Origin of the sequence: Gordonia neofelifaecis NRRL B-59395 (genome assembly GCF_000192435.1) — a bacterium.
GTDB classification, from domain to species: Bacteria; Actinomycetota; Actinomycetes; order Mycobacteriales; family Mycobacteriaceae; genus Gordonia; species Gordonia neofelifaecis.
Window position 1 is genome coordinate 20,263 of the sequence record NZ_AEUD01000003.1, and the last position, 23,173, is coordinate 43,435.

General features: G+C 68.0%; 20 protein-coding genes. 18 read left to right on the plus strand and 2 right to left on the minus strand.

The features are described 5' to 3' along the window. Window positions 1–2: 2 nt before the first annotated feature. The 10 genes from SCNU_RS04210 to SCNU_RS04255 all read left to right on the plus strand — a co-directional run bounded on the left by SCNU_RS04210 (window position 3) and on the right by SCNU_RS04255 (window position 10,979). A complete protein-coding gene (locus SCNU_RS04210) occupies window positions 3–758 on the plus strand; it encodes a YebC/PmpR family DNA-binding transcriptional regulator (protein WP_009678114.1) in 756 nt (251 codons plus the stop codon). A 103-nt stretch (window positions 759–861) separates the two neighbouring features. Further along, on the plus strand, window positions 862–1,452 hold the full coding sequence (gene ruvC, locus SCNU_RS04215) for a crossover junction endodeoxyribonuclease RuvC (RefSeq protein WP_040517616.1): 591 nt from the start codon (window positions 862–864) through the stop codon (window positions 1,450–1,452). A 43-nt stretch (window positions 1,453–1,495) separates the two neighbouring features. Then, on the plus strand, window positions 1,496–2,089 hold the full coding sequence (ruvA, locus tag SCNU_RS04220; RefSeq protein ID WP_040517717.1) for a Holliday junction branch migration protein RuvA: 594 nt from the start codon (window positions 1,496–1,498) through the stop codon (window positions 2,087–2,089). Beyond that, window positions 2,086–3,180, plus strand: coding sequence for a Holliday junction branch migration DNA helicase RuvB (gene ruvB, locus SCNU_RS04225; protein WP_009678117.1), 1,095 nt, complete (start codon window positions 2,086–2,088; stop codon window positions 3,178–3,180). Before ruvA ends, ruvB begins: the two co-directional genes overlap by 4 nt. A 76-nt stretch (window positions 3,181–3,256) precedes the next feature. Beyond that, window positions 3,257–3,679, plus strand: coding sequence for a preprotein translocase subunit YajC (gene yajC, locus SCNU_RS04230; RefSeq protein WP_009678118.1), 423 nt, complete (start codon window positions 3,257–3,259; stop codon window positions 3,677–3,679). 9 nt (window positions 3,680–3,688) lie between these two features. Next, on the plus strand, window positions 3,689–5,323 hold the full coding sequence (gene secD, locus SCNU_RS04235) for a protein translocase subunit SecD (protein ID WP_009678119.1): 1,635 nt from the start codon (window positions 3,689–3,691) through the stop codon (window positions 5,321–5,323). Beyond that, a complete protein-coding gene (secF, locus tag SCNU_RS04240) occupies window positions 5,320–6,408 on the plus strand; it encodes a protein translocase subunit SecF (protein WP_009678120.1) in 1,089 nt (362 codons plus the stop codon). The genes secD and secF overlap by 4 nt, the downstream gene beginning before the upstream one ends. Further along, window positions 6,405–8,105, plus strand: coding sequence for an ABC transporter substrate-binding protein (locus SCNU_RS04245; protein ID WP_009678121.1), 1,701 nt, complete (start codon window positions 6,405–6,407; stop codon window positions 8,103–8,105). The genes secF and SCNU_RS04245 overlap by 4 nt, the downstream gene beginning before the upstream one ends. Then, the gene (locus SCNU_RS04250; protein ID WP_009678122.1) at window positions 8,102–8,671 is read left to right on the plus strand and encodes an adenine phosphoribosyltransferase; all 570 of its coding nucleotides are present in this window, start codon (window positions 8,102–8,104) and stop codon (window positions 8,669–8,671) included. The genes SCNU_RS04245 and SCNU_RS04250 overlap by 4 nt, the downstream gene beginning before the upstream one ends. Before the next feature lie 13 nt (window positions 8,672–8,684). Next, window positions 8,685–10,979 (plus strand): RelA/SpoT family protein, encoded by a 2,295-nt coding sequence (locus tag SCNU_RS04255; RefSeq protein WP_040517619.1) that lies wholly within the window; start codon window positions 8,685–8,687, stop codon window positions 10,977–10,979. A gap of 439 nt (window positions 10,980–11,418) precedes the next feature. Here SCNU_RS04255 and SCNU_RS04260 read toward each other — a convergent pair whose 3' ends face one another. Then, window positions 11,419–12,087 (minus strand): peptidylprolyl isomerase, encoded by a 669-nt coding sequence (locus tag SCNU_RS04260; protein ID WP_009678124.1) that lies wholly within the window; start codon window positions 12,085–12,087, stop codon window positions 11,419–11,421. Between SCNU_RS04260 and SCNU_RS20745 the strand changes: the two genes are divergently transcribed. The 3 genes from SCNU_RS20745 to hisS are packed head-to-tail and all read left to right on the plus strand — an operon-like array spanning window position 12,086 to window position 14,501. After that, window positions 12,086–12,532: a hypothetical protein gene (locus SCNU_RS20745; RefSeq protein ID WP_009678125.1), complete on the plus strand. Its 447-nt coding sequence runs from the start codon at window positions 12,086–12,088 to the stop codon at window positions 12,530–12,532. The genes SCNU_RS04260 and SCNU_RS20745 overlap by 2 nt on opposite strands. A gap of 17 nt (window positions 12,533–12,549) precedes the next feature. Then, window positions 12,550–13,233 (plus strand): MBL fold metallo-hydrolase, encoded by a 684-nt coding sequence (locus SCNU_RS04265; protein WP_009678126.1) that lies wholly within the window; start codon window positions 12,550–12,552, stop codon window positions 13,231–13,233. After that, complete coding sequence (hisS, locus tag SCNU_RS04270) at window positions 13,230–14,501, plus strand: histidine--tRNA ligase (RefSeq protein WP_009678127.1); 1,272 nt, start codon at window positions 13,230–13,232, stop codon at window positions 14,499–14,501. Before SCNU_RS04265 ends, hisS begins: the two co-directional genes overlap by 4 nt. A 99-nt stretch (window positions 14,502–14,600) precedes the next feature. Here hisS and ypfJ read toward each other — a convergent pair whose 3' ends face one another. Next, window positions 14,601–15,482: a KPN_02809 family neutral zinc metallopeptidase gene (gene ypfJ, locus SCNU_RS04275; RefSeq protein ID WP_040517621.1), complete on the minus strand. Its 882-nt coding sequence runs from the start codon at window positions 15,480–15,482 to the stop codon at window positions 14,601–14,603. A 117-nt stretch (window positions 15,483–15,599) separates the two neighbouring features. On the opposite strand from ypfJ, the gene aspS reads away from it, so the two are divergent. From aspS to ruvX, 5 genes are all read left to right on the plus strand, one after another. Then, complete coding sequence (aspS, locus tag SCNU_RS04280) at window positions 15,600–17,417, plus strand: aspartate--tRNA ligase (protein ID WP_009678129.1); 1,818 nt, start codon at window positions 15,600–15,602, stop codon at window positions 17,415–17,417. An 8-nt stretch (window positions 17,418–17,425) separates the two neighbouring features. Continuing rightward, window positions 17,426–18,571, plus strand: a complete 1,146-nt coding sequence (locus SCNU_RS04285) for a phosphotransferase (RefSeq protein WP_009678130.1) — start codon at window positions 17,426–17,428, stop codon at window positions 18,569–18,571. 27 nt (window positions 18,572–18,598) lie between these two features. Beyond that, window positions 18,599–19,960 (plus strand): replication-associated recombination protein A, encoded by a 1,362-nt coding sequence (locus tag SCNU_RS04290; RefSeq protein WP_009678131.1) that lies wholly within the window; start codon window positions 18,599–18,601, stop codon window positions 19,958–19,960. 67 nt (window positions 19,961–20,027) lie between these two features. Continuing rightward, a complete protein-coding gene (gene alaS / locus SCNU_RS04295) occupies window positions 20,028–22,730 on the plus strand; it encodes an alanine--tRNA ligase (protein WP_009678132.1) in 2,703 nt (900 codons plus the stop codon). Further along, window positions 22,727–23,155 (plus strand): Holliday junction resolvase RuvX, encoded by a 429-nt coding sequence (gene ruvX / locus SCNU_RS04300; RefSeq protein ID WP_009678133.1) that lies wholly within the window; start codon window positions 22,727–22,729, stop codon window positions 23,153–23,155. Before alaS ends, ruvX begins: the two co-directional genes overlap by 4 nt. Window positions 23,156–23,173: the final 18 nt, after the last annotated feature.

Sequence of the window (23,173 nt, forward strand, 5' to 3'; positions counted from 1 at the left end):
CAATGAGCGGCCACTCCAAATGGGCCACCACCAAGCACAAGAAGGCTGTCATCGATGCCAAGCGCGGCAAGATGTTCGCCAAGCTGATCAAGAACATCGAGGTGGCGGCCCGCACGGGTGGTGGTGATCCGGCCGGCAATCCGACGCTGTACGACGCTATCCAGAAGGCGAAGAAGTCGTCGGTTCCGAACGACAACATCGAGCGCGCCCGCAAGCGCGGCGGCGGTGAAGAGGGTGGCGGCGCCGACTGGCAGACCATCATGTACGAGGGCTACGGTCCGAACGGCGTCGCCATTCTGATCGAGTGCCTCACCGACAACCGGAACCGCGCGGCCACCGACGTCCGTGTCGCGATGACCCGCAACGGTGGCAACATGGCCGATCCGGGATCGGTGTCCTACCTGTTCACCCGCAAGGGAGTGGTGACCCTGGAGAAGGGCGACCAGACCGAGGACGACATCCTGATGGCAGTGCTCGACGCCGGCGCCGAAGAGGTCACCGACCTGGGCGAGACGTTCGAGGTGGTCAGTGAGGCGGGCGATCTCATCGCCGTCCGCACCGCGCTCCAGGAGGCGGGCATCGACTACGACTCCGCCGAGCCCGACTTCCGTGCCTCCGTCGAGGTCGCCGTCGACGCCGACGGTGCACGCAAGGTGATGAAGCTGATCGACGCGCTCGAGGACTCCGACGACGTCCAGAACGTCTACAGCAATGTCGACATCAGCGACGAGGTGCTCGCCGAGCTCGAGAACGACTGATAGAGTCTCGAACAAGTGTTCTCCCTGCTGTGCAAGCAGCGGGAATGCCGCCGTCGTACCCGATCGGGTACGACGGCGGCCTTGATCGGAAGGTGAGCCGCGAGTGCGAGTCATGGGCGTCGACCCCGGTCTCACCAGATGCGGGATCGCGCTGGTCGAGTCGGGAGCCGGCCGCAAGGTCACCGCGCTCGACGTCGACGTGGTCCGCACTCCGGCCGACATGGACCTCGCCGAGCGACTGCTCGCGATCCACGTCGGAGCGGTGCATTGGCTCGACACACACGGTCCCGACGTGGTGGCGATCGAGCGGGTGTTCGCGCAGCGGCAGGTGAGTACCGCGATGGGCACCGCTCAAGCCGCAGGCGTCATCGCACTGGCTGCGGCGCAGCGCGAGATCCCGGTGCGATTCCACACACCCAGCGAGGTGAAGGCGGCGGTCACCGGCTCGGGCCGGGCTGACAAGGCCCAGGTCACCATGATGGTCACTCGCATTCTCGGCATGCAGACGCCGCCCAAGCCCGCGGACGCCGCGGACGCGTTGGCGCTGGCGATCTGTCACTGCTGGCGCGGACCCGTGAACGACCGGATGGAAGAGGCCGCGAAGCGGGCCCGGGAGGCGCAGAACCGTCACCGCGCTCGACTGAAGGCCGCGCAAGAGGAGGCCCGCGTCGTGCTGGGCGGAAAGAAGGCCTGATGACGACGAACACGGTGAACGAGCGCGTGCTGTGGGGGTCGCGGTGATCGCCTCGGTCTCGGGCGAGGTGATCGACATCGCGCTCGATCACGCGGTGGTCGAGTGCGCGGGTGTCGGCTACAAGGTGTTGGCCACGCCGCCCACCCTCGGCTCATTGAAGCGCGGCGGACACGTCCGGCTGCTCACCTCGATGATGGTCCGCGAGGACTCCATGACGCTCTACGGATTCACCGACCCCGAGGCGCGCGACCTGTTCGGACTCCTGCAGACGGTCACGGGCGTGGGCCCCCGACTGGCGATGGCGACGCTCGCGGTCCTGGAACCCGACAGTCTGCGCCGTGCTCTGGCCGAATCCGACGCGAAGGCGCTCACGACCGTGCCGGGCATCGGCAAGCGAGTCGCGGAACGACTCGTCGTCGAACTCCGGGACAAGGTGACGGCCGGCTCTGCGGGCGCAGTGCCCGGTGCGCCCGTCGCGGCCGGAGCCGGCGCACAGGTCACCGAAGCGCTCGTCGGCCTCGGCTTCACCGAGGGCGCCGCACAGAAGGCGGTCGCCGCGGTCCTCGCCGACGACCCCGGAGCGGACTCGTCGTCGCTGCTGCGCTCGGCTCTCACCGCACTCGGACCGCGGCGATGAGCTCGGAAGACTACGAGGCGGGGGAGTTCGAGGCGGGGGAGTTTCTGACCGCCGGGCCGCTGGACGGAGATCGGGATCTCGACGCCAGTCTGCGTCCGTCGGACCTCGGCTCGTTCATCGGTCAGCCACGAGTGCGAGAACAGCTGGAGCTGGTTCTCCACGCGGCCCGTGCGAGAGGCCGGACGCCCGACCACATCCTGCTGTCCGGACCGCCCGGTCTCGGCAAGACCTCGCTAGCGATGATCATCGCCGCCGAGATGGGCGCGGCGATCCGGATCACCTCCGGGCCCGCGCTGGAACGAGCGGGCGATCTGGCCGCGATGCTGTCGAATCTGGTCGACGGCGACGTCCTCTTCATCGACGAGATCCACCGCATCGCCCGGCCCGCCGAGGAGATGCTCTATCTCGCGATGGAGGACTTCCGGGTCGACGTCGTGGTCGGCAAGGGTCCCGGCGCCACCTCCATCCCACTCGACGTCGCACCGTTCACCCTGGTCGGAGCCACCACCCGATCCGGTGCGCTCACCGGGCCGCTGCGGGATCGCTTCGGTTTCACCGCCCACATGGAGTTCTACGAGACGGGCGAACTGGTTCGGGTGATCAAACGCTCTGCGACGATCCTCGGGATCGCGATCGACGACGACGCGGCGTCCGAGGTGGCGGGCCGATCCCGCGGCACGCCGCGCATCGCGAACCGGCTGTTGCGCCGTGTGCGCGATTATGCGGAGGTCCGCGGCGACGGTCGCGTGGATCTGGCGGCGGCTCGCGCGGCGCTGGCCGTCTACGACGTCGACGAGCTCGGGCTGGACCGGCTCGACCGAGCGGTTCTCGGCGCCTTGGTCCGCGGCTTCGGCGGCGGCCCGGTGGGTGTGTCGACGCTCGCCGTCGCCGTGGGTGAGGAGCCGGCGACCGTCGAGGAGGTGTGCGAGCCGTTCCTGGTCCGTGCGGGCATGATCGCGCGCACGCCGCGTGGGCGGCTCGCGACGGCGTCGGCGTGGCACCATCTCGGACTGACCCCGCCCGAGGGCGCCATCGATCGAGTGCACGGCGTCCGGGCGCGCGAAGACGCGCCCGGAACACTGTTCGACTGACCGGCGGGTCGCGAATCGTGACGCGACCGGCACCTGTTCGAGGTCGGTCCGCAGTCGGCCTGGCACACTGGTCCCCATGGAATCGTTGATCCTCCCGTTGATGCTGGCCTTGATGGCGGGCTTCATGTTCTTCAGCATCCGGAATCAGAAGAAGCGCGCCGCCGCTATGAACGAGATGCAGAGTTCCCTCGAGCCGGGCGCCCGGGTGCAGTTGCACTCGGGGCTGTTCGCCACTGTGGTCGACGCCGGCGACGGCGGCAATGAGGTCGTGAAACTGGAACTGGCACCCGGTGTCGTGACCGAGTGGAATCGCCTGGCCATTCGCGAGGTGGTCTCGCCCGAGGATGACGCGGTGGACGCCGACGGCAGCGACGCCGACGGCACCGACGCGGGTGTCGCAGACTCGGACACCTACGCGGTCCCCGCCGAGGATCCGCAGCTCGAGAAGTCCACGCTCGACAGTCAGAAGAACGACGACGAGAAGAACGAAGAGAAGTAGACGGCCCACGTGACTAAGCCCAATTCACGCGCCGCCGGCACCAAGCTGCGGCCCGAGGTCGCGCCGTGGAAGCCGCTCACGGTCTTCTTCGTCGTCCTCGGCATCATCTATGCGCTGGTGTTCTTCACCGGCGGCGGTAGTCCTACCCCCAAGCTCGGCATCGATCTCCAGGGTGGCACCCGCGTCGTTCTGACGGCGCGCACCGACGACGGCAGGGCGCCGTCGGCGGACCAGCTCGATCAGGCCCGCCAGATCATCGACCAGCGTGTCAACGGTCTCGGCGTCGGCGGCTCGGAAGTCGTCGTCAACGGCAACACCATCGTCATCACGGTGCCCGGCGACGACGGCAAGCAGGCGCGGGCGTTGGGACAGACGGCCCGGCTCTACATCCGCCCGGTCGTCGAGCAAGCGCCGGCCACGCCGCAGAAGCCGGACCCGAACGCCAAGAAGGTCGCGGACATGACTCCGGACGAGCAGACGGCGGCCATCGACGAGCAGCGTGCGCTTCGACAGGCGCCCGCGAATGCCGACAAGGCGACCCTCGACCGGCTTCGCGCCGAGATGGGCAAGCTCGACTGTTCGGCGTCGGCGAACGATCCCCTCGTCGGCCACGATCGACCCAACGAGTACCTCGTCGCGTGCGGCGAGAAGGACGGGATGGTCTATCTCCTGGAGCCGATGCTGATCGACGGCCGGGACATCGCCAACGCGAAGGCGGGACAGAACCAGACGGGCGCGTGGACGGTCAACGTCGACTTCAAGGGCGACGGAAAGAAGACCTGGGCCGAGTACACCGGCAAGCACGTCGGCACCCAGACCGCGGTCACACTCGATACGCGGGTACTGAGCGCGCCGTCGATCAATCAGCAGATCATCGGCACCACCGAGATCAGCGGCAGCTTCACGCAGGATGAGGCCGATCAGTTGGCCAACGCCCTCAAGTACGGCTCGCTCCCGCTGTCGTTCGCGGTGTCGGACGCGCAGACCGTCTCGGCGACGCTCGGCCTGCACTCGCTGCAGGCCGGCCTGATCGCGGGTCTCGTCGGCCTGATCCTGGTCCTGATCTACTCGCTGATCTACTACCGAGCGATGGGCTTCATCTCGGTGCTGTCGCTGATCCTGGCGGGCGCCATGGTCTACGGCATCATCGTGCTGCTCGGTCGCTGGATCGGCTTCACGCTCGACCTCGCGGGCATCGCCGGTCTGATCATCGGCATCGGCATGACGGCCGACTCGTTCGTCGTGTACTTCGAGCGCATCAAGGATGAGATGCGGGAGGGCAGAACCGTGCGTTCGGCCGTCTCGCGCGGCTGGCAGAGTGCACGCCGGACGGTCTGGACGGGCAATGCGGTCAGTTTCATCTGTGCCGCGATCATCTACATGCTCGCGGTCGGCGCGGTCCGCGGCTTCGCGTTCACGCTGGGTCTGACCACGCTGATCGACATCGTCATCGTCTTCCTGGTCACCCATCCGCTGGTGGTTCTGGCGAGCCGTAACAAGTTCCTGTCACGGCCGTCCGTCAACGGGCTCGGCGCAGTGTCGGAGGTGGCTCGGGAACGGCGCAAGGCTGCGGTCGCGGCGCGTACGTCCGGAGCAGAGGCCGGCGGATCAGACGCCGACGCAGCAGAGGGGGAGTCCCGGTGAGCGACAAGAAGACGTCGGACACGACGACCTCAGACCAGCAGTCCGCAGACAAGAAGCCCGCAGAGTGGGCCGACGCCGATTACGTCGCGGCGAAGAACCAGTCGTTCTTCTCCCGTCTGTACTCCGGCACCGGCGCGTTCGACGTCGTCGGCAGGCGCCGTCGTATGTGGTACGTGATCTCGGGCGTGATGATGGTGATCTGCATCCTGTCGATCGCCATTCGCGGGTTCACGTTCGGCATCGACTTCGAAGGCGGCACGCAGGTGTCGTTGCCCGCGCGCGGGGACGTCACGACCAGCGAGGTCTCGAAGGTCTTCAGCGACACGCTGGGCAAGGACCCGCAGTCCGTCCAGCAGGCGGGCAGCGGCAACTCGGCGACGATCCAGGTGCGCACCGAGACGCTGACAGTCCAGGAGGGGGGTCAGCTCACACACGCGCTCGGCGAGGCGTTCAAGCCTGAGGTCACCTCGGCGGACGTGAGTGTGTCCGACGTCAGTTCCACCTGGGGCAAGGAGATCACGCGCAAGATGCTGATCGCCCTCGCCGTGTTCCTGGTGGTGGCCTTCATCTACATCGCGATCAGATTCGACAAGGAGATGTCGATCGCCGCGATGGCCTCGCTCATCTTCGACCTCGTGGTGACCGCGGGCATCTATTCGCTCGTCGGATGGGAGATGACGCCCGCCACGGTGATCGGCCTGCTGACGATCCTGGGCTTCTCCGTGTACGACACGGTGGTCGTCTTCGACAAGGTCGAGGAGAACACCAGATCGGTGCTGGCGACGACCCGCCGAACCTACGCCGAGCAGACCAACCTCGCCGTGAACCAGACGCTGATGCGCTCGATCAACACGACGGTGATCTCGATCCTGCCGATCATCGCGCTGATGGTCGTCGCCGTGTGGATGCTCGGTGTCGGCACCTTGAAGGATCTGGCACTGATCCAGCTGGTCGGCGTGATCGTCGGCACCTACTCGTCGGTCTTCCTCGCCTCGCCGCTGCTGGTGACGATGAAGGAGCGGACCACCGACATCAAACGCCACACGGCGAAGGTCCTCGCACGCCGAGAGCGGGTCTCCGCATGATCCGCCCGCGGCTGCGCCGTGCCGCAGCGTTGCTCGCGGTGGGTGCGGCCGCGGGTGGCCTTCTCGTGGCGTGCGGCGGCGACGACCGATCCGACGTCGACTATCTCGTCGACGCCCGCGTGTCGTCCTACAACGTGAACACCGTCGACGGACACGCGGACGGCGCGCTGATGGCGCTCTCGCGGGTGCTGCCCGGCTTCAACATCGTCGGTCCGGACGGACAGATCATCGCCGACCGTGACATCGGCACGGTGACTCCGCAGCCGGGCGGCGGCCTCACGCTGCGCTACGACTTCAATCCGGCCGCCGTCTACTCCGACGGCACCAAGCTCACCTGCGACGATCTGTTCCTCGCGGCCACCGCGATGAGCGGGACGACGCCGGGCTTCGCGGCGGCCACCAATGCCGGCTACCGCGACATCGCGAGCGTCGACTGCCGCCCCGGGGAGTCCTCGGCCACGGTCGCCTTCGCCAAGGGCCGCGAGTACGGGCAGTGGAACGAACTGTTCGGCGCGGGCACGTTGCTGCCTGCGCACGTCGTCGCACGGCTGGCGGGCGTCCCGAACGTAGTCGATCCGATCCGCTCCGGCGACAAGGCGGCGATCGCCAAGATCGTCAAGGCCTGGAACACCGCGTTCGACATGTTGCCCGGGGCGGCGATCGACGAGAAGACGTTCGTGTCGGCGGGACCGTACCGGGTCGAGTCGTACTCGGTCGACGGCGGTCTCAAGCTGATCGAGAACGACAAGTGGTGGGGCGCCCGGCCCACGTCCGACACGATCACGGTCTGGCCGCGCGGCACCGACGGCGACACCGCGCTGGACGGATCCAAGGCGACCGTGATCGACACGGCAGACCTGGCGCTCGGCGATCGAGTGTCGGGACGGGCGTCTGCGACCACCCCCGTCGACCGGTCGACTCTCCGCGAAACGGCACCGCTCTCGGTCACCCAACTCGTGTTCGAGGGCAGGGGAGTCGCCGCCGACCCGCTCGTTCGCAAGGCTCTGGCCTCCTGCATGCCGCGCGACTCCCTCGCCCGCCGATACGGTGCGAACGGCATCGTGTGGAACCTGCGGACCGCGTCGCCGTCCGACCCGCTCGGTCCGTCGTTGAACGTTCAGTACGGGCGCAGGTACCCGCGTTCGGATGTGCCGCGTGCCAAGGACCTGCTGTCGCAGCGGGCGGTCAGCGACACCGGGCGCCGGGCGAAGCCCACCGTGCGCATCGGGTATCTGGCGAAGTCGCCGGAGAACGCCGACGTCGTCAAGATGATCTCCGATGCCTGTACCCCCGCCGGTTTCACCATCGAGGACGTCTCGTCGCCCGAACTGTCGGTGAACTCCCTCGGCACGGACGTCGACGCGCTGCTGCTGTCCGACGGGAGCTTCGCGGCGTCGAGCACGGCTTCGGGATTCCCGGAGGCATTCGCCCTGTACGGTGGCGACCCGCTCAATCTGTCGAAGTTCCGGAACGCCCAGGTCAGCGAGGCGATCACCGCACTGGCCGCCACACGCAGCGACAGCGCTCGGCTTCCGCTCCTGCGCACCATCGAGACGGTCGCCTGGGATGAGCTTCCGACCATCCCGCTGTACGGCACGGTGCGGGCGCGCGAGTCGTCGTTGGTGACGCACGTGGTGCCCGGGCTCGGCGTCTCGGGAACGGGCTGGAACATGGACCGCTGGGGAGTCTCGGGGTGACGATCGACGACGGCGCGGACGTGCGCTTGGCCCGCGCCCGGGCCGCGATCGATGAGCACGCCCGACTGGTGCCCGACTTTCCCTCGCCGGGAGTCGAGTTCAAGGACCTGACGCCGGTGCTGGCCGATGCCGACGGACTGGCCGCCGTCGTCGACGCACTCGCGCACGCCTGTGCCGGCGCCGAACTGGTGGCCGGAATCGACGCGCGCGGCTTCCTCCTCGGAGGTGCGGTGGCCCGACAGCTCGGGACCGGGCTGGTGGCGGTGCGGAAGGGCGGAAAGCTGCCGCCGCCGGTGATCGGCGTCGACTACCAACTCGAGTACGGGACCGCGCGACTGGAGATCCCGGCCGACGGCATCGACCTGGCGGGTCGACGGGTGGCGGTGATCGACGACGTTCTCGCAACCGGCGGGACGGTGGTTGCGGCGACGCGTCTGCTCGAGCAGGCGGGCGCGAGAGTCGACACGATCGCGGTGATCATGGAGCTCGCGGGCTTCCCGGGGCGGGCCATGATCTCGGCGGGCGCCGGACCTGGCGTTCGCGTGCATAACCTCTGTCTGGGCTGAGTACCATCGCGTTATGAGCGATCCCGATACCAAGCGCCCGGACGACGGTTCTCCGCTGAGTTCGCGCCGCGTGCGTGCGCGCTTGGCCCGCCGGATGACGGCACCGCCGCGCAGTGGCGTGGCGCCGGTCCTGGAGCCGCTCGTCACCCTGCACCGCGAGGTGTATCCGAAGGCCGACGTCGCCGTGCTGCAGCAGGCGTACTCCGTCGCCGAGGAGCATCACTCCGGCCAGTTCCGGAAGTCCGGCGACCCCTACATCACCCATCCGCTCGCGGTCGCGACCATTCTGGCCGACCTCGGGATGGATACGACGACGCTGGTCGCCGCGTTGCTGCACGACACGGTCGAGGACACCGGCTACTCGCTGGACCAGTTGGAGGCGGACTTCGGCACCGAGGTCGCGCATCTCGTCGACGGCGTCACCAAGCTCGACAAGGTGGCACTGGGCAGTGCCGCGGAGGCCGAGACCATTCGCAAGATGATCATCGCGATGGCGCGCGACCCGCGCGTGCTGGTGATCAAGGTCGCCGACCGGCTCCACAACATGCGCACCATGCGTTTCCTGCCGCCGGAGAAGCAGGCGCGTAAGGCTCGCGAGACACTCGAGGTCATCGCGCCGCTCGCGCACCGGCTCGGCATGGCGACCGTCAAATGGGAGCTGGAGGACCTCGCGTTCGCGATCCTGCACCCGAAGAAGTACGAGGAGATCGTCCGGCTCGTCGCCGATCGGGCGCCCAGCCGCGACACGTACCTGGCCCGCGTGCGGTCGGACCTGAACACCGCACTCGGTGCGTCGCGGATCACCGCGACCGTCGAGGGGCGGCCGAAGCACTACTGGTCGATCTATCAGAAGATGATCGTCAAGGGTAAGGACTTCGACGACATCCACGACCTCGTCGGGATGCGCATCCTCTGCGACGAGGTGCGTGACTGCTATGCGGCGATCGGCGTCGTGCACTCGCTGTGGCAGCCGATGGCGGGCCGATTCAAGGACTACATCGCACAGCCGAGTTTCGGCGTGTACCAGTCGCTGCACACCACGGTGATCGGACCGGAGGGCAAGCCGCTGGAGGTGCAGATCCGGACGTTCGAGATGCACCGGACGGCCGAGTTCGGCATCGCGGCGCACTGGCGGTACAAGGAGGGCCGAAAAGGTAAGGGCCGCAAGGCGACCGATGTCGCCGAAGTGGACGACATGGCGTGGATGCGGCAGCTGCTGGACTGGCAGCGAGAAGCGGCCGACCCCGGCGAGTTCCTGGAGTCGCTGCGGTACGACCTCGCCGTCAAGGAGATCTTCGTCTTCACGCCGAAGGGCGACGTGATCACGCTGCCCGCGGGATCGACGCCGATCGACTTCGCCTATGCGGTGCACACCGAGGTGGGGCATCGCTGCATCGGTGCCCGCGTGAACGGCAGGCTCGTCGCGCTGGAGCGTGCCCTGGAGAACGGTGAGGTCGTCGAGGTCTTCACGTCGAAGGCGGAGAACGCCGGTCCGAGCAAGGACTGGCAGAACTTCGTCGTCTCGCCGCGCGCGAAGGCCAAGATTCGGCAGTGGTTCGCCAAGGAGCGTCGCGAGGAGGCGCTCGAGGCGGGCAAGGAGGCGATCATCAAGGAGGTCCGCCGCGGCGGACTCCCGGTGCATCGGCTGCTGTCGGGTGAGTCGGTCAACGCCCTTGCGAAGGAGTTCGGCTTCGCGGACGTCGACGCCCTCTACACCGCGGTCGGTGAGAATCACGTCCCGGCCGGGCGCGTGGTGCATCGCCTCGTCGCGATGCTCGGCGGGGTGGACGCCGCTGAGGAGGAGATCGCGAACCGGGCGACGCCGTCGTCGACGACCCGGCGCAGGCAGAGCGGCGACAGCGGTGTGGTGGTCGAGGGTATCGACAACGTCCTGGTCAAACTCGCGAAGTGCTGCACTCCGGTGCCGGGCGACGAGATCCTCGGGTTCGTCACCCGCGGCGGCGGAGTGAGCGTTCATCGCGCGGACTGCACCAACGCCGACGACCTCCGCGGCCAGCCCGAGCGGCTCATCCAGGTGAGCTGGGCGCCGAACCCTTCGTCGGTGTTCCTGGTCGCGATCCAGGTGGAGGCGCTGGACCGTCACCGGCTGCTCTCCGATGTGACCCGGGTGCTCGCCGACGAGCGGGTCAACATCCTGTCGGCCTCGCTGACCACCAACCGCGATCGTGTCGCGGTCAGCAAGTTCACCTTCGAGATGGGCGACCCCAAGCACCTCGGTCACGTCCTGAACGTGGTCCGCAATGTGGAAGGCGTCTACGACGTGTACCGGGTGACCTCCGCCGCCTGAGGCGTCTGGTCTCCATGCGCCTCGTCACTTCGTTCCTCGGCTTACTCGACCGGCCTGGGCAGGAATCGGGTGCCCTTTGACTCGGTGCGGGAGTGTCTTCCGGGTGCGCGAGTGACCCTTAGATTCGGTGCGGCATTTCTTCAGGGTGACCCTATCGGTTCGGGGCGGCGCGTTCTTCAGGTGGTCGAGTGGCCCCCGATGAGTCCGTCGGCGCCTCCTTCAGGGCGATCGAGTAAGTGGAGGAGCGAAGCGACGGAGCGCATCGAGATCGGTCTCGTGACCTAAGCGTCCCCGTGACGGCTGTTGGTGGACTATGTGTCCACGACGTGCGCTGAGGGGGACGGGTAGGTCGGGTGCCGGGGTCTCGATGCGACGAAGCGCATCGAGATCGGCACTGTGGCCGGATCTCGATGCGCTCGGAGTGGATTTCGCGCTCGGGCTACTCGTCGATCGAGGTGGTCTCGATGACCATCGGGGTCTTCGGGAAGCCGTTGGTGTCGGTGCCGATCGGGCCCGGATCGATGCCGCCCGCGACCACCTTGTCGACGATCTTCATGCCGGCGTCGTCGACGGTGCCGACCACGGCGAGCGTCGGAGAGAGCTGAGTGTCCTTGGTCACGATGAAGAACTGGGCGCTGCCGGTGTTCGCGACGCCGGACTGCTCATCGTTGCGATTGGCGATCGCCACCGTCCCGCGGGGATAGATGACCGGAGGAGTCATGCCCATCTGCAGCATCTGAGGGCTGATCTCGCCCTCCTTGAGATCGGTGGGATTCTCGTCGGGGCTGCTCCAGCCCGGGGATCCCGCACCGGTTCGAGTCGGATCGCCGCACTGCAGGATGTGCAGCTGGTCGCTCTGCGCGAGGCGATGGCAGTCGGTGCCGTCGTAGTAGTGATTGTCCGACAGCGAGACGATCGCATTGACGTTGCACGGAGCCTCGGAGCGGTCGAGCGTGATGGGCACGTCGCCGAGGTTCGTGTTCAGGGTCCAGCCGACGGTTCCGGTGTTGAGCGTCCGGCTCGGCGGCATGGGGGAGGTGCGTGCTTTCTTACTGCCCTCGCGCATGAACTCCAGCAGGTCGAGCGCACACTCGACACTCCGTGCCATGGACTGCGACTGGGGACGCCCGAGCGACATCACCTGGGACCTGCTCCTCGACGGACTTCAGGGTCTTGTCCCAGTTGTCGTCGGCCTTGGTGTAGGTGCACTCGGTGTGCCGCTCGTCGTCCCAGTGCTTGTAGTAGAAGTAGCCGCCCACGGCGACGGCCGCGAGGACGACGACACTGCACACGGAGATGATCGTGATCCGTCGCCGGCGAGCGGCGAGACGTTCGCTCTCGAGCCGTTCTTCCAGCTTACGGCGGGGGGGGGGGGGGCGGAGCCGTCGATCGAGCGACTGCTGCTAGTCGCACGGCCCGGTGTCGGCGGCGCGGCCGCGGCGTGTGGAACGGGACACTGTCAGTACAGCGGGCCCCATGCTATCGCAGCGTTCATCGGGACCGATGAGACAATAGTGCCCGACGTGTCGTCCAGGCAGACCGCCGGACGCTGACGAGGAGGTGCACCACCGTGCTGATCGCCGGGTTCCCCGCTGGCATGTTCCAGACAAACTGCTATCTGGTGGCCGAAGACCGCGGCAGCGACGCCGTGATCATCGATCCCGGACAGGACGCGGCCCCGCGCGTCCGCGAGGCACTCGCTGAGTACGACCTGACACCGGTCGCCGTCTTCCTCACCCACGGCCACCTCGATCACACGTGGAATGCCACCGAGCTCGCCGATGAGTTCTCGATTCCGGTCTACATCCACGCCGACGACCGGCCGATGCTCACCGACCCGGGCATGGGCCTGGGCAGCGCGCTGTCATCGATGATCGGCGACATGACGTTCGTCGAGCCCGAGAAGGTGATCGAGTTCGTCGACGGCGAGGACGTCGACGCGGCGGGGATCCGGTGGGCGGTCGACCACGCGCCGGGACACTCGCGCGGCAGCGTGCTGCTGTCGCCGGACGCGGCGGAGGTCTGCTTCTCCGGCGACGTGCTGTTCAATGGATCGATCGGGCGCACCGACCTGCCCGGCGGCAGTCACCAGCAACTGCTCGACTCGATCGCGGCCAAGCTGATGGGCCGCGACGACGACCTCGTGATCCTCCCGGGTCACGGACCTCAGACCACGATCGGCGCCGAGCGGGCGTCCAACCCGTTCCTGCTCGACCTCCCCGACGCGAACAAGAAAGGACGTTTCGGACTGTGAGTGGAGAATTTGCGGCGCCGAAAGGCATCCCGGACTACTTCCCACCGGCCTCGGCCGACTTCCTCGCGGTACGGAACGCGCTGACCGGAGCGGCGCATCGTGCGGGCTACGGGCACATCGAGCTGCCGATCTTCGAGGACACCGCGCTGTTCGCGCGCGGCGTCGGCGAGTCGACCGATGTCGTGAGCAAGGAGATGTACACCTTCGCCGACCGCGGTGGGCGATCGGTGACTCTCCGCCCGGAGGGCACCGCGGGCGTCATGCGCGCGGTCATCCAGCATGGACTCGACCGCGGGCAGCTTCCGGTGAAGCTCTGTTACGCGGGTCCGTTCTTCCGCTACGAGCGGCCCCAGGCGGGACGCTACCGGCAGCTGCAGCAGGTCGGCATCGAGGCCATCGGCGTAGACGACCCGGCCCTCGACGCCGAGGTGATCGCGGTGGCGGACGAGGGATACAAGCGTCTCGGACTCTCCGGCTACCGGCTCGAACTCACCTCGCTGGGCGACGACACCTGCCGGCCCCAGTATCGGGAGGCGTTGCAGCAGTTCCTCTTCGGTCTCGACCTCGATGACGCGACGCGTGCCAGGGCGGAGATCAATCCGCTCCGCGTGCTCGACGACAAGCGTCCGGAGATCAAGGAGGCGACGGTGAACGCCCCGCTGATGCTCGATCACCTCAGCGAGTCCGCACGCGATCACTTCGAGCAGGTCCGCAGCCACCTCGACCGGCTCGGCGTCGACTACGTGATCAACCCGCGACTGGTGCGCGGGCTGGACTACTACACCAAGACGACCTTCGAGTTCGTTCACGACGGTCTCGGCGCGCAGTCGGGAATCGGCGGCGGCGGCCGGTACGACGGCCTCATGCGGCAGATCGGCGGCAAGCAGGAGCTCTCGGGCATCGGTTTCGGGATCGGCGTCGACCGCACGGTTCTCGCACTGGAGGCCGAAGGCGTGTCCGTCGCAGGCGAGGGGCGCGTCCAGGTCTTCGGCGTTCCACTCGGCGTGGCGGCGAAGAGCGAATTGGTCGCTGTCGCAGCGCAGCTGCGCGCCGCGGGCGTCAGCGTCGACCTGGCGTACGGCGACCGCGGACTCAAGGGTGCGATGAAGGCCGCGGACCGTTCCGGTGCGCGACTGGCACTGGTCCTCGGCGACCGCGAACTCGAGGAGCGGACGATCGAACTCAAGGACCTGTCGAACGGCGAGCAGCGGAAGGTGAGCCTCGACGAGGTCGTGCCGACGGTGGTCGCCGCGCTGGCGACCGCATAACGCAGGACCCGCTCCCCGAACCTGCATCCGCGGACGTCCGGACATCCGCGGCTGCAGGTTCGGGGAGCGGCTGTCGCCGGCAGCGTGCCGGCGGGCTGTCTACAGATCGTTCGTCGAGAACGTGTCGCAGCGGCGTGGATCGCCGCCGTTGTAGCCGATCTGGAACCAGCGCACGCGCTGGTCGGCCGAGCCGTGTGTCCAGCTCTCGGGATTCGAGCGGGATCCCTGGATGGTGTCGTCGCCGATCGCCTTCGCGGTCGTGATGACCGATTGGATCTGCTCCTGAGTCAGGGGCTCGAGCATCGCGTCCGGTCCCTTGTCTGCGTGGTACGCCCACACGCCGGCCAGGCAGTCGGCCTGCAGTTCGATCCGCACCGAGCCCGCATTGCCCATGCGCTGGCCCTTCGCGAGGACGCCGGTCAGGTTCTCGACGTGGTGGCCGAACTCGTGGGCCACCACATACTCCTGGGCGAGCGGGCCGTCCGAGCCGCCCATCCGCTTGAGGTCGGCGAAGAACGACGGATCGAAGTACGCCGTCTGGTCGGCGGGGCAGTAGAACGGGCCCATGGCCGACGACGCGGCGCCGCATCCGGTGCGGATGCTGCCGCTGAAGATCGTGGTCGCGGGCTGCGTGTAGCCGTTCATCTGCTTCGACCACACCTTGTTGAGACTGTTCGTCGTCGCGACGATGCGGCAGACGTCGTCGGTGTTCGCCGACTCGGTGGTCGTGCAGGCGTCGATCCGCTGCTGCAGTGCCGCGTTGCCTCCGGATCCGGGTGCGCCGGGTGCGGCCTGCTGGCTCGATGAATCGCCGCCGAGGATGTCGCCGGGGTTGAGCCCGAAGAGCAGCGCGACGATGGTGACGATCAACCCCACCCCGCCGCCCAACGCGATCCTGCCGCCGCCGAAGCCGCCCCCGCCGCCGGAGCCGCCTGCCGAGACCCCGCTTGTGTCGAGCGAGCCGCCCCCCTGAAAAGTCATGTGCTCAGACTAGCCGCGGACACCGGGCGACTGTCGCTTTGTCAGTGGGGATCCGTAGAATCGGCGGGAACAGCTTGAAACCTGGCAGCTTTGTGCTGCGCAGAAGGAAGGAACCCAGTGCTCCGCACTCATTTCGCCGGATCGTTGCGTCGTGAGGACGCCTCGCAGACCGTCACCGTCGTCGGATGGGTGGCGCGTCGGCGCGACCACGGTGGGGTCGTGTTCATCGATCTCCGGGACTCGTCCGGTCTGGTGCAGGTGGTGTTCCGCGACGAGCAGGTCGCCGAGGCCGCTCACCGTCTGCGCGCGGAGTACTGCGTCCAGGTCACAGGGCAGGTCGAGGCGCGCCCCGAGGGCAGCGAGAACGCTGCGCTCGCCTCCGGCGAGATCGAGATCAACGCCCGTGAACTGGTGGTGCTGAACGAGTCGGCGCCGCTGCCGTTCCAGCTCGACGAGCAGCCCGGTGAAGAGGCGCGCCTGCGTCACCGATACCTCGATCTGCGCCGTGAGGGCCCGGCGAAGGCGATCCGGCTGAGGTCACAGGTCAGCGCCGCCGCACGCAGCGTGCTGGGATCGCACGACTTCGTCGAAATCGAGACTCCGACGCTGACCAAGTCGACGCCCGAGGGCGCCCGCGACTTCCTGGTGCCCGCGCGTCTGCAGCCGGGCTCGTTCTATGCGCTGCCGCAGAGCCCGCAGCTGTTCAAGCAGCTGCTGATGGTGGCGGGCATGGAGCGGTACTACCAGATCGCGCGCTGCTACCGCGACGAGGACTTCCGCGCCGATCGTCAGCCCGAGTTCACCCAGTTGGACATCGAGATGAGCTTCGTCGACGAGGACGACGTGATCGCGCTCGCCGAGGAGATCCTCGTCGCGCTGTGGAAGCTGATCGGCGTGGAGCTCACCACCCCGATCCCGCGCATGACCTACGCCGATGCGATGCGCCGATTCGGCAGCGACAAGCCCGACCTGCGCTTCGACATCGAACTGGTGGAATGCACGGAGTTCTTCGCCGACTCGCCGTTCCGCGTGTTCCAGGCACCGTATGTCGGTGCCGTCGTGATGCCGGGTGGAGCATCGCAGCCGCGTCGCCAGCTCGACGCGTGGCAGGAGTGGGCGAAGCAGCGTGGAGCTCGCGGTCTGGCGTACGTGCTGGTCCAGGAGGACGGCACGCTCACCGGCCCCGTCGCCAAGAACATCTCCGACGCGGAGCGCGACGGCATCGCCGCCCACGTCGGCGCGCAGCCGGGCGACTGCATCTTCTTCGCCGCCGGTCCCGTCAAGGCGATGCGCGCACTGCTCGGCGCGGCGCGCGGCGAGATCGCGAACAAGCTGGGCCTCATCAAGGAAGGCGACTGGGCGTTCACCTGGGTCGTCGACGCGCCCCTGTTCGAGCCCGCCGACGATGCGACCGCCGCGGGCGACGTCGCGGTGGGCTCGGGTGCCTGGACCGCGGTGCACCACGCGTTCACCTCGCCGAAGCCGGAGTCGCTGGACAAGCTCGAGTCGAACCCGGGTGAGGCCTTGGCGTACGCGTACGACATCGTCTGCAACGGCAACGAGATCGGTGGCGGATCCATCCGTATCCATCGTCGCGACGTCCAGGAACGCGTGTTCAAGATCATGGGCATCGGTGAGGAGGACGCGCAGGAGAAGTTCGGCTTCCTGCTCGACGCCTTCTCGTACGGCGCCCCGCCGCACGGCGGCATCGCCTTCGGCTGGGACCGCATCACCGCGCTGCTGGCGGGCGAGCCGTCGATCCGCGAGGTCATCGCGTTCCCGAAGTCGGGCGGCGGCATCGATCCGCTGACCGACGCACCGGCGCCGATCACCGCGGAACAGCGCAAGGAGACCGGAATCGACGCGAAGCCGCAGAAGCCGGGCGAGAAGCCCGCCGATGCGAAGGCCGCGGACGCGAAGGCGTCCGAAGCCTGAGGAACATCATGACCGTAATCGCTGACGATCGGATCACGTCAGTTCTCGAGGCCGCCGAGGGTGTGCTGGCGAAGCGGGCGGGCACTTCGGTGCAGCTCGACGGGCCGGAGGACCTCGGCGGCACCGGCCGCTCCACCGTCATCCGGGCGCGCGTCCTGGACAATCCGGTGTCGCTGGACCGAACCGTCGTCGTCAAGGCATTCGACGAGCACACGCCGGCGTCCCAGGTGCTGCGCGAGATCGCGTCGTACCGCTACGCCACCGCGCTGCCCACCCAGTCGCGACCGGGGCCGCAGCTGTTGGCCTCCGAGCTGGAGGCCAGGGTGCTGGTCCTGACCGATCTCGGGCACGGGCGGTCGATGGTCGAACTGCTCGGCTCCACCGATGCCGACGAGGTGAAGCGCGGTGTCAGCGCGTGGGGCCAGGCACTCGGCCGGATGCACGCGGCCACGCTCGGCGGTGAGGACGACTTCCGCGTTCTGCTCCGCGTCAGCGGAAAGGACCGCGGCGCCAAGGCTTCCCGGATCACCGCGTCGGACGGCGGGATCGGCGAGGAGGCCGCCGCCTCGGTCGCCGCCTACGACGAGATCCTCAGCCGGATCGACGTCGAGCTCCCGGACGGCTCGCGCGAGTTGCTGACGAGCAGCCTCGAGCTGTTCGACGAGGGCGACTTCCGGGCGTTCAGCCCGGCGGACGTCGGGCCGGAGAACATCCTGCTCAACGGCGACGGCGTCCAGTTCATGGACTACGAATGGGGCGAGTTCCGGGACGCGACGCTCGATGTCGCGTATGCCCTGGCCACGTTCCCGGCGCGGTTGTCGGTGGACGTGCTGGGCGAACGCCCCGACCTCGAGACGGCGCTGGGCGACGCATGGCGGGGCGAGGTGAATCCGCTGTGGCCCTCGATCAGCGATCGCGGACTGGCCCAGCAGATCTTCGCCGCGCGGGCGCTCTGGGTGTGGCTGTCGACGTACTGGCTGATCCGCGGCGATTCGAGCGACCACGACTGGGCGCTGCACACGACGGACGCCCGGGTGGTGCTGTCCCGGTGGGCCGACCTCGCCGACGCCGGTGAGGCGTACGAGGTGGGCGGCGCGTTCATCGAGGCGGCGGACCGCATGCAGGAGGCCCTGCGCATCTACTGGTTCGGGTGATCCGGTGCCTGCGGGGGTTGATTCTCGGTGACCGACGGTTTGTTCGCGGCCGACGGCGAGTCCGTGTCGGATGCGGCGAGCGTGGACGGCAAGCCCGCGCCGCCGCTCGCGGTGCGGATGCGTCCGTCGTCGCTCGACGAGATCGTCGGTCAGCAGCATCTGCTCGGTGATCGGTCCCCGCTGCGGCGGCTGATCGCCGGGTCCGGTGCGGCCTCGGTTCTGCTGTACGGTCCGCCGGGCACCGGTAAGACGACGATGGCGTCGCTCATCAGTCAGGCGACCGGCGGTCGGTTCGAGGCGTTGTCGGCGTTGTCGGCGGGCGTCAAGGAAGTGCGCGCGGTGATCGACGTCGCGCGACGGCGCCTGGCCCAGGGGCAGCAGACCGTGCTGTTCATCGACGAGGTCCATCGGTTCTCGAAGACCCAGCAGGATGCACTTCTCGACGCGGTCGAGAATCGGATCGTGCTGCTCGTCGCCGCGACCACGGAGAATCCGTCGTTCTCGGTGGTGGCGCCGCTGCTGTCGCGGTCGCTCGTGCTCCAATTGCGGTCCCTGACCGAGGAGGACGTCGAGGCGGTCCTGCGGCGGGCCGTCATTGATCCCCGCGGACTGAACGGTGCCGTGAGTCTGTCGGACGAGGCCGCACGGCATCTGGTGGCGGTGGCGGGAGGCGACGCCCGCCGCGCGCTGACCGCACTGGAGGCCAGTGCCGACGCGACCGAGGCCGGCGGCGTGATCGAGGTGGCCGACGTCGAGGCCGCGATCGATCGTGCCGCGGTCCGCTACGACCGCGACGGCGACCAGCACTACGACGTGACCAGCGCATTCATCAAGTCCATTCGCGGCTCGGACGTCGACGCCGCACTGCACTATCTGGCGCGGATGATCAGTGCGGGCGAGGATCCGCGGTTCATCGCGCGGCGGTTGATGATCCATGCGAGCGAGGACATCGGCATGGCCGATCCGATGGCGCTGCAGACCGCCGTCGCGGCGGCGCAGGTGGTGCAGATGGTCGGCATGCCGGAGGCCCAGCTGGCGCTCTCACAGGCGACGATTCACTTGGCCACGGCACCGAAGTCAGGAGCGGTCACCTCGGCTCTCGGCAAGGCGATGACCGATGTCGCCGCGGGCAAGGCGGGTAACGTCCCGGCGCATCTGCGCGACGGGCACTACGCGGGTGCGAAGAAGCTGGGGAACGCCGTGGGCTACCGATTTCCGCACGACGACCCGGACGGCGTCCTCGCTCAGCAGTACGCGCCGGACGAGTTGGTCGGCGTCGACTACTACGAGCCGACGGACCATGGCTTCGAGCGCGAGCTGGCGCCGCGGGTCGGTCGGCTGCGTTCGATCGTGCGCGGACTCACGTCCCGGGGACGCTCGCGCAGGTGACACGCCGGTGAGGCGTAAACTCGACTGTTGATTCTTATGCCCGACTTCTACGAAGGACACCGCCGCAGTGCAGACGCATGAAATCCGGAAGCGCTTCCTGGATCACTTCATCCGGGCCGGACACACCGAGGTGCCGAGCGCCTCGCTGATTCTCGACGATCCGAATCTGCTGTTCGTCAACGCAGGCATGGTGCCCTTCAAGCCGTACTTCCTCGGCGACCAGACGCCGCCGTACGACCGCGCCACCAGCGTCCAGAAGTGCGTTCGCACGCTGGACATCGAGGAAGTCGGCATCACCACCCGTCACAACACCTTCTTCCAGATGGCGGGCAACTTCTCGTTCGGCGACTACTTCAAGCGTGAGGCCATCACGTTCGCGTGGAAGCTGCTGACGGATTCGGTCGAGGACGGCGGCTACGGCATCGATCCGACCAAACTGTGGCCGACCGTGTACCTGGACGACGACGAGGCCGAGAGCATCTGGCGCGACGAGATCGGCGTTCCGGCGGAACGGATTCAGCGCCGCGGAATGGCCGACAACTACTGGTCGATGGGCGTTCCCGGCCCCTGCGGTCCGTGCTCGGAGATCTTCTACGACCGAGGCCCGGAGTACGGCGTCGAAGGCGGTCCGGAGGCCGACGAGGACCGGTATATCGAGATCTGGAACCTCGTGTTCATGCAGAACGAGCGCGGCGAGGGCACCAGCAAGGACGACTACGAGATCCTCGGTCCGTTGCCGAAGAAGAACATCGACACCGGCATGGGCATCGAGCGCGTGGCCTGTCTGCTTCAGGGCGTCGACAACGTGTACGAGACCGACTTGATGAAGCCGATCATCGATCTCGCCGCCGAACTGACCGGTCGCGCATACGGTGCGGGCAACCACGAGGACGACGTCCGGTTCCGCGTGATCGCCGACCACGCGCGCACCGCGGCGATGCTCATCGGTGACGGTGTGGTTCCGGCGAACGACGGTCGCGGCTACGTGCTGCGTCGGCTGTTGCGTCGCATCGTGCGGTCCATTCGGTTGCTGGGCGCCGGGAACGAAGTGAGCGGGCCCGATGGTCGGGGCGCCGCGAACCCGACGATGGAGCGGATCATCTCCGAGGTGATCGACGTGATGAGTCCGTCGTATCCGGAGTTGGAGCAGCAGCGCACGCACATCGTCTCGGTGGCGGTGGCGGAGGAGACCACCTTCGCGCGCACCCTGGCCGCGGGGTCGAAGCTGTTCTCGGAGGCGGCCGACGCCACCAAGAAGGCGGGCAGCTCGTCGATCAGCGGCACCGACGCGTTCACCCTGCACGACACGTACGGTTTCCCGATCGACCTGACCTTGGAGATGGCGGCCGAAGCGGGTCTCGAGGTCGATCGTGACGGCTTCAAGGAGCTGATGGGCGAGCAGCGCGCCCGCGCGAAGGCCGATGCAAGTGCGCGGAAGTCCTCGCACGCCGATCATTCGGTCTACCGCGAGTTCCTCGACCGCGGCGCCACCGAGTTCACCGGCTTCGACGAGCTGGTGTCGGAGGCACGGGTCCTCGGACTCGTGGCCGGCGGTCAGCGCGTGCGATCGGCGGCGCCGGGTACCGAGCTCGAGCTGATCCTCGACCGCAGCCCGCTGTATGCGGAGGCCGGCGGTCAGATGGCCGACCGCGGAACCATCACCACCGGTGACGGTGTGCGTCTGGCGGTCAAGGATGTGCAGAAGGTCGGTAAGAAGGTCTGGCTGCACAAGGTGGTCGTCGACGAGGGCGAGATCGTCGAGGGCGACGAGGTGCTCGCGTCGGTGGACGCCGGCTGGCGGCACGGCGCGACGCAGGGCCATTCGGGCACGCACATGGTGCACGCCGCCCTCCGCCAGGTGCTCGGACCGACTGCGACGCAGGCGGGTTCGCTCAACCGCCCGGGCTACCTGCGGTTCGACTTCCATGCGGGCACCGGTCTCACCGATGCGCAGCGTGACGAGATCGAGCAGATCGCGAATCAGGCGGTCGAGTCGAACTTCGCGGTCAACACCTTCGAGACCGATCTCGCGAAGGCGAAGTCGATGGGTGCGATGGCGCTGTTCGGCGAGAACTACGGTGACCGTGTCCGAGTGGTGGAGATCGGCGGCCCGTTCTCGATGGAGCTGTGCGGCGGCACGCACGTCGCCAGCTCGGCGCAGATCGGTCCGATCACCGTCATCGGCGAGTCGTCCGTAGGTTCGGGCACGCGTCGCGTCGAGGCGTATGTCGGCATGGACTCGTTCCGCTACCTCTCGCGCGAGCGCGCGTTGATGGCAGGCCTCGCGGCGTCCCTGAAGGTGCCCTCCGAGGAGGTACCGGACCGGGTGGAGCAGCTCGTCCTCAAGCTCAAGGAGGCGGAGAAGGCCGTCGAGTCGTTGCGCGCCGAGCAGGCTCGTGCCGCCGTGTCTGGGCTGATCGACGAGGGTGCCACCGTCGGCGACACGCTCGTCGTCGCCGCGCGGGTGGCCGACGGCGTCGACGCGAACGGTCTTCGCGGTCTGGTGACCGATCTGCGCGGACGTATCGCGGACCGCAATGCGGTCGTCGCACTGTTCTCCGCCGTCGACGGCAAGGTCCCGTTCGCGATCGGCACCACCGATGCGGCGCGGGGCTCGGGTATCAAGGCCGGTGACCTGGTGAAGGAGGTCGCGCCGATCGTCGCGGGTCGGGGCGGCGGCAAGCCGGACCTGGCGCAGGGTTCGGGAACCGACGCCGCGGGCATCGATGCGGCGCTGGTCCGACTGCGCGAGGTCGTCGGCGGCCGGTGATCGAGCCTCGCGGTCGTCGTATCGCCATCGACGTCGGAAGCGTTCGAGTCGGGGTCGCGGTCTGCGATCCCGACGGGATCCTGGCGACCCCGGTCGAAACGGTGCGACGCAGTAAGGACGGCGCGGACGTCGCCAGGATCGTCGATCTCATCACCGAGTACGACGCCGTCGGTGTGGTGATCGGCCTCCCGCGCACGCTGCGCGGCGAGGAGGGGCCGGCGGTCCGCGCCGCTCGGTACTTCGGCAGACAGCTGGCTTCCGAGGCCGAGGGCGTCTCGATCGAGTTCTACGACGAGAGACTCACCACAGTCACGGCGACGACCGCGCTGCGAGCGTCTGGAGTGAAGGCCAAAGACGCGCGTGCCGTCATAGATCAGGCTGCGGCTGTGGCTATCCTTCAGGGATGGCTCGACGCCCAACGATGAGCCGCCAGCCGATGAGGA

Coding starts and splice junctions, on each gene's coding strand:
- ruvB (WP_009678117.1), top strand. CDS start 2,086: ATGAGCTCGGAAGACTACGAGGCGGGGGAGTTCGAGGCGGGGGAGTTT.
- SCNU_RS04285 (WP_009678130.1), top strand. CDS start 17,426: ATGACCGTAATCGCTGACGATCGGATCACGTCAGTTCTCGAGGCCGCC.
- SCNU_RS04260 (WP_009678124.1), bottom strand. CDS start 12,087: ATGGCACGGAGTGTCGAGTGTGCGCTCGACCTGCTGGAGTTCATGCGC.
- ypfJ (WP_040517621.1), bottom strand. CDS start 15,482: ATGACTTTTCAGGGGGGCGGCTCGCTCGACACAAGCGGGGTCTCGGCA.
- SCNU_RS04245 (WP_009678121.1), top strand. CDS start 6,405: ATGATCCGCCCGCGGCTGCGCCGTGCCGCAGCGTTGCTCGCGGTGGGT.
- yajC (WP_009678118.1), top strand. CDS start 3,257: ATGGAATCGTTGATCCTCCCGTTGATGCTGGCCTTGATGGCGGGCTTC.
- SCNU_RS20745 (WP_009678125.1), top strand. CDS start 12,086: ATGGACTGCGACTGGGGACGCCCGAGCGACATCACCTGGGACCTGCTC.
- SCNU_RS04210 (WP_009678114.1), top strand. CDS start 3: ATGAGCGGCCACTCCAAATGGGCCACCACCAAGCACAAGAAGGCTGTC.
- SCNU_RS04255 (WP_040517619.1), top strand. CDS start 8,685: ATGAGCGATCCCGATACCAAGCGCCCGGACGACGGTTCTCCGCTGAGT.